Source organism: Aeromicrobium sp., from assembly GCF_032084975.1.
GTDB lineage: Bacteria > Actinomycetota > Actinomycetes > Propionibacteriales > Nocardioidaceae > Aeromicrobium.
The window spans coordinates 1-11,647 of record NZ_DAMDLR010000078.1 but is presented as its reverse complement, the minus strand read 5'-3'; the positions used below and the strand labels follow the sequence as shown (position 1 = coordinate 11,647).

Here is an 11,647-nt window from a genome sequence, read left to right as displayed (position 1 = left end):
CATGCGGGCGCTCCTCTCGTCGCCAGTCACAACGGCGGCGGGGTTACGGATGTTCCCCGGGTCACTCCTGCCCGGTGAGCGGGTCCGGCGTCTCGGTGGCGTCCGTCTGGGGCTCGGGGGCGGGGTCCGGCGTGGGAGCCGAGGTCGGCGGCGCGGTGGTGGGCGCCTGCGAGGGCGCGGAGTCGGAGGGGCCGTCGGTGGGGGCCTGGGTCGTCGGCTCGGACTCCTGACCGGGCTCGTCGCGTTCGTCGTCCGGAGTGCTGTCGCCGGTGTCGCGCCATGGACGGCCGATCGACGGGTTGTCCGAGTTCCCGAACGACGAGTCGGTGACCAACTCGTAGCCGCCGATCGCCACGAGTGCCGTCGCCGTCGCGAGGCCGGTCCAGACCAGGATCCGCTTCCACGAGAACGCGCGCCCGGCATCCTCGACGGGGACCGCCTCACCGTCGACGACGACCGCCACGTCGCTCTCGTCGTCGCTCGCGGCGTCGGAGGTGCGGGAGCGGGTGACGACGCTGCCGCTCTCGGTGATCAGGGTCGTCCCGCGGTCGAGACCGCGGACGTACAGCGCCGACGCGACCGAAGCGACGAGGCTGCCGACCGCGGCGCCGATGACCGTGCCGGCGACACCGAGGTACGAGGCGACCCAGGCCGAGGTCATGGCCGCCAGCGCACCGGCGATCAGCTGCAGCCAGGAGATGCCGGAGACAGGACCTTTGCGCATGCCATCGAGCCTAACGACCCGCGGCACGCCCCCCGCTCGCGCCGGAGCGGCTCAGGCGAGAGCCTGCTCGAGGTCGGCGAGCAGGTCCTCGACGTCCTCGATGCCGACGGACAGCCGCACCAGGTCCTCGGGCACCTCGAGCTGGGAGCCGGCGGTCGACGCGTGCGTCATGGCTCCCGGGTGCTCGATGAGCGACTCGACGCCGCCCAGGCTCTCGGCCAGCGTGAACACCTTCGTGCGTGCGCACAGGTCCAGCGCGGCCTCGCGCCCACCGGCGAGGCGCAGCGAGATCATCCCGCCGAAGCGGCGCATCTGCTTCGCGGCGACCTCGTGGCCCGGATGACCGGGCAGGCCGGGGTACCGGACCTCGCTGACGGCCGAGTGGGCTGTCAGCAGGTTGACGATCGCCTCGGCGTTGTCGCAGTGACGGTCCATCCGGACGGCGAGCGTCTTGATGCCCCGCAGCGTGAGGTACGCGTCGAACGGCCCCGGCACGCCGCCGGCACCGTTCTGCAGGAAAGCGAACGCCTCGTCGAGGGCGGCATCGTTGGTGACGAGCGCGCCGCCGACGACGTCGCTGTGCCCACCGATGTACTTCGTGGACGAGTGCAGCACCACGTCGGCGCCCAGGGCCAGCGGCTGCTGGAGGTACGGCGACGCGAACGTGCTGTCGACGACCAGCCTGGCACCCGCCGCGTGGGCGATCTGGGCCGCGCCGGCGATGTCGGCGATGTTGAGCAGCGGGTTGGTCGGGGTCTCGAGCCAGACGACCTTGGTGCGGTCGTTGATGGCCGCGGCGATCGCGTCGGGATCGTTGACCGCCACGGGCGTGTGGTCGATGCCCCAGTGCGAGAACACCTTGTCGATGAGCCGGAACGTGCCGCCGTAGGCGTCGTCGGGAATCACCAGGTGGTCGCCGGGACGCAGCATCGCGCGCAGCGCGGCGTCCGTGGCAGCCATCCCCGACGAGAACGCGCGACCGTGCGAGCCGCCCTCGAGCGCCGCCAGGTTGGCCTCGAGCGCGCGCCGCGTCGGGTTGCCCGTCCGGGCGTACTCGAAGCCCTCGCGCATGTTGCCGACGCCGTCCTGGGCGAACGTCGAGCTGGCGTAGATCGGGATGTTGACCGCTCCGGTGCGCGGGTCGGGCTCCTGCCCCGCATGGATGGCGCGGGTCGAGAAGCCCTGCTGCTCGTCGCTCATACGTGCACTCCCAACAGGTCGTGGCGGGTCAGGACGCCGAGGGGCTTGCCCTCGTCGACCACCATCAGCGCGTCATTGTCCTTCAGGGCCGCCAGCGCGGCCTCGAGGTCCTCGCCGGAGCCGATGATCGGCAGCGGGGGCTCCATGTGCTGGGCGACGGCATCGGTCAGCTGCGCGCGGCCCTCGAAGACCGCGCTGACGAGCTCGCGCTCGCTGACGCTGCCGGCGACCTCGCCGATCACGACCGGCGGCTCGGGACCGACGACGGGCATCTGCGACACGTTGTACTCGCGCAGGATCTCGATCGCGTCACGCACCGTCTCGGACGGGTGTGTGTGCACGAGCGCCGGCAGGTCGCCGCCCTTGCGGCGCAGGATGTCGATGACGTGAAGGTCCTGCGCATGACCCGACAGGGGAGTGCGCAGGAAGCCGTAGGAGGCCATCCAGTCGTCGTTGAAGATCTTCGACAGGTAGCCGCGACCACCGTCGGGCAGCAACACCACGACGAGGTCGTCCGGGCCGAGCTTCGCGGCGGCGCGGACGGCAGCGACGACGGCCATGCCACACGAGCCGCCGACGAGCAGGCCCTCCTCGCGGGCGAGCCGACGCGTCATGTCGAACGAGTCGGCGTCCGAGACGGCGATGATCTCGTCCGGGATCGCCGGGTCGTAGGCGCTGGGCCAGAAGTCCTCGCCCACACCCTCGACGAGGTAGGGGCGACCGGTGCCGCCGGAGTAGACCGAGCCCTCCGGGTCGGCGCCGATGACCTTGAGGTCGGGGTTCTGCTCCTTGAGGAACCGGCCCGCGCCCGAGATGGTGCCGCCGGTGCCGACGCCCGCCACGAAGTGCGTGATCCGGCCGTCGGTGCCCTTCCAGATCTCGGGGCCGGTGGTCTCGTAGTGGCTGGCCGGGCCGGCCGGGTTGGAGTACTGGTCCGGCTTCCAGGCGCCCTCGATCTCGCGGACGAGTCGGTCCGAGACCTCGTAGTACGAGTCCGGGTGGTCCGGCGGGACCGCGGTGGGGCACACGACGACCTCGGCGCCGTACGCCTTGAGGGTGTTGCGCTTGTCCTCGCTGACCTTGTCGGGGCACACGAAGACGCACGAGTAGCCGCGCTGCTGCGCGACCAGGGCCAGGCCGACGCCGGTGTTGCCGGACGTGGGCTCGACGATCGTGCCGCCCGGCTTGAGGGCTCCGGAGGCCTCGGCCTCGTCGACCATCTTGACCGCGATGCGGTCCTTGGAGCTTCCGCCGGGGTTCAGGTACTCGAGCTTGGCGACCACGGTGGCGCCACCCTGGGGCACGACGGAGTTCAGCCGTACCAGGGGAGTGTCACCGATGAGGTCGACCACGTGGTTCGCGATGGTCATGCCTCCATCATGTCACCGCGGGGGTGAGGCGCATGGGGCGGACTGGACGGGCCCGGGGACGACCGAGGCCCCGCGAGCGGTTGCTCGCGGGGCCTCGGCGCCGTGATGACGGGGGTCGGTCAGATGACCGGGCCCGGGGCGCCGCCGACGGGACCGGGCTGGCCGCTCTCCTCCGGCAGGCCGCGACCGTCCTCGATGTGCGAGTACGGATCGGCGTACTTGCGCTTGTCCTTGTCCGGGTTGTACGGCCAGCGCTCCTCGAGCAGGACGCCCATCGTCGCCGCCGTGAACACCGTCGAGAGGTGGGCGAACAGCAGGCCGAGCAGCACCGCGATCGAGAAGTCCCGCAGCGAGTCGCCGCCCAGGACCGCCAGCGCGGCCAGGATGAACGTGGCACCCATCGCGGTGTTGATGGTTCGCGGCAGGGTCGACAGGATCGCCTCGTTGACCATCTCGCGCAGCGGGATGTCGGCGTTCCTCGTGCGTTCTCGGATGCGGTCGAGGACGACGATGGAGTCGTTCACGGCCAAGCCGATGATGGACAGGATCGCCGCCAGGAACACGCCGTCGATCGGCTTGCCCCACCAGGCGAACACGCCCACGACCGCCAGCACGACGGATGCCATCGTGATGATGGCCGCCGCGGCCCAGGTCCAGCGGAAGCGCCAGGCCAGGTAGATCATCTGCGCGGCCACGGCGATCAGGAACGCCAGGATCGCCTTGTTGCGCAGCTCCTTGCCGAGCGTCGGGTCGATCGTGTCCGAGCGAATCTGCTCGGTCTCGCCGCCGACCTCGGCGATCGCGGTGCGGATCTCCTCGGCCTCGGCCTCGTCGATCGCGCCGAGGCGGACCGACAGGTTGTCCTGGCCGTCGCTGGAGGACGACTGGACGACGGCCTCGGGGAAGCCGGCCTCGGCGACGGCCTCGCGCGCAGCGTCGGGGCTGACGGCCTTCGCCGTGGAGTACTCGAGCTGGCGACCACCGGCGAACTCGACGCCGAGGTTGAGGTCACGGATCAGGATGCCGCCGATCGCGACGACCGCGATGGCCATCGAGATCGAGACCCACATGCCGGCGCGCTTGACCAGGTAGGGACCGTGGTCGTTCAGCCAGCGGCGGACGCGGGAGATGCCCGCGATGCCGCTGACCTGCGGGTGGTTGCGGACCCAACCGCGCTTGACGAGCCATTCGGTCAGCCAGCGGGCCACGACCAGCGCCGAGAACATCGACGCGATGACGCCGATGGTCAGCGTGACGCCGAAGCCCTTGACCGGGCCGGCGGACAGGAAGAACAGCAGGACCGCGGCCAGGATCGTCGTGACGTTGGAGTCGATGATCGCGGACCAGGCCTTGGAGAAGCCGGTGGTCAGTGCCGACAGCAGGCCCGCCTTCGGATTCTCGTGGTACTCCTCGCGCGCTCGTTCGTAGACGAGGACGTTGGCGTCGATCGCCAACCCGATCGCGAGCACGAAGCCGGCCAGGCCGGGCAGGGTGAGGGTGGCCCCCATGAGGACCAGGACGCCGTACGAGATCAGGGCGTAGACGCACAGGGCGATCGTGGCCATGACGCCGGTCAGGCGGTAGATGAAGATGATGAACAGGCCCGTCAGCGCCAGTCCGATGATCGAGGCCTGGACCGACGCGTCGATCGCGGCCGCGCCCAGCGTCGGGCCGACGGTGCGCTGGTCGATGATCTCGACCGGCACCGGCAGGGCGCCGCCCTTGATCAGTGCGGCCAGGTCCTCGGACGTGGTCTGGGTGAAGTCGCCGGTGATGCTGGTGGACGAGCCGCCGCCGCTCTGGCACATCTCGGGGACGATGCCGGGCGAGGAGATGACCTCGTTGTCCAGGATGATCGCGATGCGGTTGCCGGCGGCGGTGTTGGCGCAGGCGGAGGCGACCAGCTGGCGCCACGGCTCGCGACCCGTGCCGTTGAACTCGACGTTGACGACCCACTCGTTGAGTCCCTCGGTGCGCATCGCGGCGGTGGCGTCGCCGATGCCGTTGCCGTCGAAGGCGACGGGGGCCAGCAGCAGGGGCGCGCCGCTCTCGTCGGGCAGGACGATCTCGCCCTTGCCGGCCTTGGTGTCCTCGGCCGCGGGGCTCTTGACCTCGCGGAACTCGAGGGTCGCGGTCTGGCCGATGACCTCGGCCGCCTTCGCGGGATCCTGGACGTTCGGCAGCTCGACGATGATGCGGTTCTCGCCCGAGCGCGCGAGCGTGGGCTCCGCGACTCCGAGGGCGTCGACGCGGCCGCGCAGGACCTCGAGGGCCCGGTCGGTGGCCTCGGCGTCCGCATCGACACGATCGGTCGACTTGGCCTCGAGGGTGATCTGGGTCCCGCCCTCCAGGTCGAGGCCCAGGTTGGGGGACATGGTGAACGTGACGAACGCGGCGATCGCGATCACGGCGACGCAGACGAGGCCGCGTACGAGGTTGGGGCGCGAGCCCGCCGGAGCCTTGGGCTTCCTCGGCTTCTTGGGCTTGGCAGGCTTGTCGGACTTCTTCAGGGCCATGGTGGTCTCTCGGTGGGTGGACGGACTCGTCCGGGGAACGGGCGTGGGCGGAGCTGACGCAGGTCAGCGGCGCGGGGGAGCCCGTCCGTTGGCGACCGCCGGCACGGTGCTGCGGCGCGTGGCGATCATGGCGGCGGCCACCGCGGTGAGTGCGGCCGCCAGCAGGTTCAGGCCCGGCCCGAGGATCGTCGCGGGCAGGTCGACGACGACGGAGTGGTCGTCGTCCGCCTGGACCATGGACGCGGTCGCGCGGTGCTGGGCCGAGGCGCCGTCGACGTCCGCGAGTGAGGTCGCGGTGCGCTCGGCGTCGGTACGCGTGGACGACGCCGCGGAGACGAGCCCGACGACGCCCGCCAACAGCACGGCGACGAGGGCGGCGACGAGACGTCGCGCTCCACGGGTGGTCCGGATCACCCGGCGAGTGTAACCGCCCTACGGTGGGTCCTGTGAGCACACAACACGTCTTGGGGACCAGCGGCATCGAAGTCGGCCCGGTGGGCATCGGCTGCAACGCATTCGGGGCACGGATCGACGCCGAGCGGGTCGTGGCGGTCGTCGACGCCGCGTTCGAGCACGGAGTCACCTTCTTCGACACCGCGGACACGTATGCCCTGGGTGAGAGCGAGACCCTGCTCGGCGCCGCCTTGAAGGGCCGCCGGGACGAGGTCGTCGTCGCCACCAAGTTCGGGATGGACATGCAGGGGCGCAACGGGGACGACGGTGGGCGGCGCGGCAGCGCGTCCTACGTCCGCACGGCCGTCGAGGCCAGCCTGCGCCGCCTCGGCACGGACGTGATCGACCTCTACCAGCTCCACACGCCCGACCCGCAGACGCCGATCGAGGAGACGCTCGGCGCGATGACCGAGCTGGTCGACGAGGGCCTGGTCCGCGCGATCGGCTGCTCGAACTTCACGGCGTGGCAGGTCGTGGACGCGGACTGGGTGTCGCGGACCAGCGGGCTCGCGCACTTCGCGACCGCGCAGAACGAGTACTCGCTCTACAACCCGGCGGCCGAGGTCGAGCTCGTCCCGGCGTGCCAGGAGCTGGGCGTGGGGATCCTGCCGTACTTCCCGCTGGCGTACGGGCTGCTCACGGGCAAGTACTCGCGTGACGCCGACCCGGCCGAGGGCACGCGCCTGGCCCAGCAGCCGGCCCGGTGGCAGGACGCGGACTGGGACCGCATCGAGGCGTTGCAGGCGTTCGCAGACGAGCGGGACATCTCGTTGCTCGAGCTGGCGATGGGTGGCCTGGCGTCCCGGCCGGCCGTGTCGTCGGTCATCGCGGGAGTCTCGGGACCCGAGCAGGTGGCCTCCAATGCGGCTGCCGCAAGGTGGACGCCCACCGAGGACGACGTCACGGCGCTGGACGAGCTGCTGGCCCCGGCCCACTCCTACACGACGTTCGCACCGCGGCACTGATCCGCGGGAACGGGGGAGGGGGCGCGTCGGGCCGGGAAGCGCCTCACGGCGCGTGGCCGCTCGTAGCGGCTAATTTTGGGACCCGGGGCTACCGCGGCCCGACGCGTCATCCATTTTAACGGCCGGGACAACTCAGTGGAGGTCCCCGCGCCGTTCTGCCTCTGCTGCGGCGCGCAACTGGCGGGCGGTGTCCATGAGACGGGCGGCGCTGGCGGGGTCGCCGTCCTCGGACTGGCTGCGGCCGACGCCCACGATGTGGGCGAACGCGGCCGCGCGATCGAGCGCGATGTCGAAGTCGGGCGCCAGGATCCCCCGGACGACCGTGTCCACGAGGGTGATCACCTCGTCCGGCCCGGGCGGGTCGACGACGCCGGCCAGGACCTCCTGGACCGGGGCGTAGGCCTTGCCCGCGGCGAACTCGCGCGCCGCCTGCAGCGGGTTGCGGTAGACCCACGTGCGCAGGACATACAGCCGCCACAGCGCACCCGACACGGTCTGGGCCGGGGCCTGCGACCAGAGCTCGGCGATGACGCCCAGGCCCTCGGCGTCCGCCAGGTGCAGCACCCGGTCGACGAACACCTGGTCCTGGGGATCATGGGCGCCCCTCACGAGCAGGTTGGCGATCCGGTGTCCGGCCGCGGATCGCTCCGCGGGGTCGTCGCCGCCGGGCAGCGACTCGAACAGCGCGGCCCCGGGCATCGACGGCTTGGAGAACTCGGGCATGCGTTCGAGACTAAACCCGTGGTGGTCGTCCGTCGGGCTCATCCCCGGACCAATTGCTCAGGGATCGACGAGCGCCGCCGCGATGGGCGCGGCCACGAGCTCGATCTGCCACTCGCGGCTGCCGCGGGAGCGCAGGTCCTCGGCGATGGTCGAGGCGTCGAGGACGGCCGGCGGCTGCCACGCGAGGGCCCGCACGAACGCGGGTCCGATGAGATTCTCGGCCGGCAGATCGTGATCCTCGGCGATCTGGCTGACCACGGCGCGGACGCGCGACAGCCGATCGGCGGCGGCGGGATCCTTGTCGGCCCAGGCGCGTGGCGGCGGCGGGCCGTCGGACCGCTGACCCGTCGTGGGCAGCTCGTCGTCGGCCAGCGCCTGCACGGACTCGATCGCGTCCCACCACTCGTCGAGGAAGCGGCGAGGGCCACGTCGACGCATCGTCGGGTCGTCGCGCAGGGCCGACAGCGTGGTGGGCACGTTCGTCGAGAGCGCGACGATCGACGCGTCGGGCAGGATGCGTCCCGGCGTCACGTCGCGGTCCGCGGCGATCGCGTCGCGCGCCTCCCACAGGGCCCGGACGACCGCCAGGGCGCGGCGGCTGCGCAGCTTGTGGATGCCCGAGGTGCGACGCCACGGCTCGTGACGACGCGGCGGGCCGGTGAACGACAGGAGCGCCTCGAACTCCTCGCGGGCCCAGCCGTCCTTGCCGGCGGCGGCGAGGTCGGCCTTGACCGCGGCACGTAGCTCGAGCAGGACCTCGACGTCGAGAGCCGCGTACTCCAGCCACGGGTCGGGCAGGGGTCGAGTCGACCAGTCGGCGGCCGAGAACTCCTTGGCCAGGCTCATGCCCAGGTAGTGCTCGACGAGTGCCGCCAGGCCCACGCGGGGCAGGTTCAGCAGCCGGCCGGCCAGCTCGGTGTCGAACAGCGAGGCGGGGCGCAGTCCCACCTCGGCCAGGCACGGCAGGTCCTGGGTGGCGGCGTGCAGGATCCACTCGGCGTCGCCGAACGCGTCGTTGAGCACGCTCAGGTCGGGGAAGGCGATCGGGTCGATCAGCCAGGTGCCGGAGCCCTCGCGGCGGACCTGCACGAGATAGGCACGCTGCGAGTAGCGGTAGCCGGACGCTCGCTCGGCGTCGAGGGCGATCGGGCCTTCGCCGAGCGAGATCTCGGCGCATGCGCGGGCGAGCGCATCGTCGGTGTCGACCACCGGGGTCAGGGGCTCGCGCAGCCCGAGCCGCGGCAGGGGCGGGGCGGGTGTCTCGTCGGGTGTCGTCGTCACCGGGCGCTGCGCCTGCGGGTGAGGGGGACGACGCCGGGCGACAACGGCGGCAGGCCGGCGAGCTTGCCGAGCAGCTCCATCCAGGCGGACGCGTGCGCCTCGAGGTCGCCGTGCGGTGTCCACGAGGCGCGCACCTCGATCTGGGCGTCGGCCTCGTCGTCGGACATCGCGCCGAATCCTTCCGACCGCACGACGGTGATGCTGCCGGCGGAGCTGGTGTGCTCGGCGGAGGCGTCCGCGAGCGCGTCGGTCAGCCAGCTCCAGCCGACCTGGGTGATGAGGGGGTCGGTCGCCATCTCGTGCTCGATGTCGGCTCGGGCGAACGTGACGCAGCGGAACGTGCCGTTCCACGCGTCGTTGCCGGCGGGATCGTGCAACAGGATGAAGCGACCGGTGCCCAGCTCGGCCTCGCCGATGACCACGTCGGCGGTCATGGCGTGGGCGAACGGAGCGATGCGCTGCGGTGGCGGCATCTCGCCGATCTCGAGCTCCGGGCGCGCGACAGCACGCTTGACCTCCTCGACCGCCCGTGTGAAAGGGGCCGGGATGCCTTCGAGCTTCGTTCGAGCGCCCACATCGTGATCTTAGGCACGGAATGCGGGGGTCGGGGCCTCGACACGCAGGCGTGACAGACTCGTGACGTGACCAATGACGTTCGCCCCACGCCCGCCGAGAGCGCGATCACGAGCCCGTTCCTGCAGGCGTGCCGCGGCCTGAAGCCCTCCCGCACGCCCGTCTGGTTCATGCGCCAGGCCGGCCGCTCGCTGCCCGAGTACCTCGCGATCCGCGAGGGCGTGCCCATGCTCGAGTCCTGCTTCCGCACCGACATGGTCGTCGAGATCACGATGCAGCCCGTGCGCCGGCACGGTGTGGATGCCGCGATCTTCTTCTCCGACATCGTCGTCCCGCTCAAGGCGATCGGCATCGACCTGGACATCGTTCCCGGCACGGGGCCGGTCATCGCCGACCCGATCCGCTCGGCCGACCAGCTCTCGACGCTGCGTGACCTCGAGCCCGACGACGTCACGTCGATCACGGACGCGGTGCGCGGACTGGTCGGCGAGCTGGGGGACACGCCGCTCATCGGCTTCGCCGGCGCCCCGTTCACGTTGGCGTCGTACCTGGTCGAGGGTGGCCCGTCGCGCGATCACCGCCGCACGAAGGAGCTGATGTACCGCGACCCCGACCTGTGGCACGCGCTGCTCGGTCGGATCGCCGCGATCGCGAGCCAGTTCCTGCGGCTGCAGGTCGAGGCCGGCGCGTCGGCGATCCAGCTGTTCGACTCGTGGGCCGGGGCGCTCTCTCCCGCCGACTACGACACGTACGTCCGTCCGCACTCGACGGCCGTGCTCGAGTCGGTGGCGGACCTCGACGTGCCGCGGATCCACTTCGGCGTCGGGACGGGCGAGCTGTTGACACGCATGGGCGACGCCGGTGCCGACGTCGTCGGCGTCGACTGGCGGGTGCCGCTCGAGGACGCGATCCGTCGCCTCGGGCCCGAGCGCGCCGTGCAGGGCAACCTCGACCCCACGCTGCTGTTCGCGCCCACGGAGGTCGTGCATGCCCGTGCAGCCGAGATCATCGACGCTGGCCGTCACGCCAAGGGGCACGTCTTCAACCTGGGCCACGGGGTCCTGCCCGCGACCGACGCCGACGCGCTGACCCGGCTCGTGGAGTTCGTCCACTCCTACGAGCCCGAGGGCTGACGTGCGCGTCGCGGTCATCGGGGGAGGGATCGCCGGTCTCGCCGCCGCGTTCCACCTCGCGCAGGCGGGCGCCGAGCCAGTCGTCCTCGAGGGGTCGCCCGAGATCGGCGGCAAGCTGCGGCAGGCGTCGCTGGGCGACCTGTCGGTCGACGTCGGTGCCGAGGCGATGCTGGCGCGTCGGCCGGAGGCGCTCGAGCTCGTCGAGGCCGTGGGGCTGTCCGCGGACCTCGTCGCGCCGGAGCCGATTCCGTCCATGGTGTGGAGCCGTGGCGCCCTGCGTGCCCTGCCGCCGACGATCATGGGCGTGCCCTCCGACCTCGGTGCCCTCGCGGCGTCCGGGGTCCTCGCGCATCACGTCACGTCGACGTCCGTGCCCGTGCCGGACCATGACGTCTCGGTCGGCGAGTTCGTCGCCGAGCGGCTGGGGCGCGAGGTCGTCGACCGGCTCGTCGAGCCGCTGCTCGGAGGGGTGTACGCGGGATACGCGGACAGGCTCTCGTTGAGGTCGGCTGCGCCGGTGATCGCCGAGCTCGGGCCCGACCTGCTGGCCGGTGCGCTCGAGCGGGCCTCGGTGCCCAAGGCGCCGGGCCCGGCGCTGATGGGCCTGCGCGGGGGAGTGGGTCGTCTTCCGCAGGCGGTCGCGGAGGCTGGTGGGTTCGAGGTCCGGACGCGCGCGACGGTGCGCGGCCTGCGCCGCGACGGCGACGGC

The 11,647-nt window shown here is 71.8% G+C and carries 11 protein-coding genes; 3 read left to right on the top strand and 8 right to left on the bottom strand.

Annotated features, from left to right (window positions below; all coding sequences use genetic code 11):
* Positions 1-61 precede the first annotated feature (61 nt).
* The 5 genes from RT323_RS14030 to RT323_RS14010 all read right to left on the bottom strand — a co-directional run bounded on the left by RT323_RS14030 (position 62) and on the right by RT323_RS14010 (position 6,224).
* A complete protein-coding gene (locus tag RT323_RS14030) occupies positions 62-724 on the bottom strand; it encodes a hypothetical protein (RefSeq protein WP_313409599.1) in 663 nt (220 codons plus the stop codon).
* A gap of 51 nt (positions 725-775) precedes the next feature.
* The gene (locus RT323_RS14025; protein ID WP_313409598.1) at positions 776-1,924 is read right to left on the bottom strand and encodes a cystathionine gamma-synthase; all 1,149 of its coding nucleotides are present in this window, start codon (positions 1,922-1,924) and stop codon (positions 776-778) included.
* A complete protein-coding gene (locus RT323_RS14020; protein WP_313409597.1) occupies positions 1,921-3,294 on the bottom strand; it encodes a cystathionine beta-synthase in 1,374 nt (457 codons plus the stop codon). The genes RT323_RS14025 and RT323_RS14020 overlap by 4 nt, the downstream gene beginning before the upstream one ends.
* A 119-nt stretch (positions 3,295-3,413) precedes the next feature.
* On the bottom strand, positions 3,414-5,810 hold the full coding sequence (secD, locus tag RT323_RS14015) for a protein translocase subunit SecD (protein WP_313409596.1): 2,397 nt from the start codon (positions 5,808-5,810) through the stop codon (positions 3,414-3,416).
* A gap of 63 nt (positions 5,811-5,873) precedes the next feature.
* Positions 5,874-6,224 carry a hypothetical protein gene (locus RT323_RS14010; RefSeq protein ID WP_313409595.1) on the bottom strand — a complete coding sequence of 117 codons (351 nt, stop codon included), beginning with the start codon at positions 6,222-6,224 and terminating at the stop codon, positions 5,874-5,876.
* A gap of 32 nt (positions 6,225-6,256) precedes the next feature.
* On the opposite strand from RT323_RS14010, the gene RT323_RS14005 reads away from it, so the two are divergent.
* Complete coding sequence (locus RT323_RS14005) at positions 6,257-7,228, top strand: aldo/keto reductase (RefSeq protein WP_313409593.1); 972 nt, start codon at positions 6,257-6,259, stop codon at positions 7,226-7,228.
* Between the two features lie 132 nt (positions 7,229-7,360).
* On the opposite strand, the gene RT323_RS14000 is transcribed toward RT323_RS14005, so the two are convergent.
* From RT323_RS14000 to RT323_RS13990, 3 genes are read right to left on the bottom strand one after another with little or no spacing between them, the layout of a single operon-like run.
* A complete protein-coding gene (locus tag RT323_RS14000) occupies positions 7,361-7,951 on the bottom strand; it encodes a hypothetical protein (protein WP_313409591.1) in 591 nt (196 codons plus the stop codon).
* A 57-nt stretch (positions 7,952-8,008) separates the two neighbouring features.
* Positions 8,009-9,232, bottom strand: coding sequence for an HRDC domain-containing protein (locus RT323_RS13995; RefSeq protein WP_313409589.1), 1,224 nt, complete (start codon positions 9,230-9,232; stop codon positions 8,009-8,011).
* Positions 9,229-9,807, bottom strand: coding sequence for a DUF3000 domain-containing protein (locus RT323_RS13990; RefSeq protein WP_313409587.1), 579 nt, complete (start codon positions 9,805-9,807; stop codon positions 9,229-9,231). Before RT323_RS13990 ends, RT323_RS13995 begins: the two co-directional genes overlap by 4 nt.
* Positions 9,808-9,873: 66 nt before the next feature.
* On the opposite strand from RT323_RS13990, the gene hemE reads away from it, so the two are divergent.
* Both hemE and RT323_RS13980 read left to right on the top strand, forming a co-directional pair.
* Positions 9,874-10,938, top strand: a complete 1,065-nt coding sequence (hemE, locus tag RT323_RS13985; RefSeq protein ID WP_396172416.1) for a uroporphyrinogen decarboxylase — start codon at positions 9,874-9,876, stop codon at positions 10,936-10,938.
* 1 nt (position 10,939) lies between these two features.
* Positions 10,940-11,647, top strand: a 708-nt coding sequence (locus tag RT323_RS13980; RefSeq protein ID WP_313409585.1) for an FAD-dependent oxidoreductase, incomplete at its 3' end; no start/stop codon positions are given.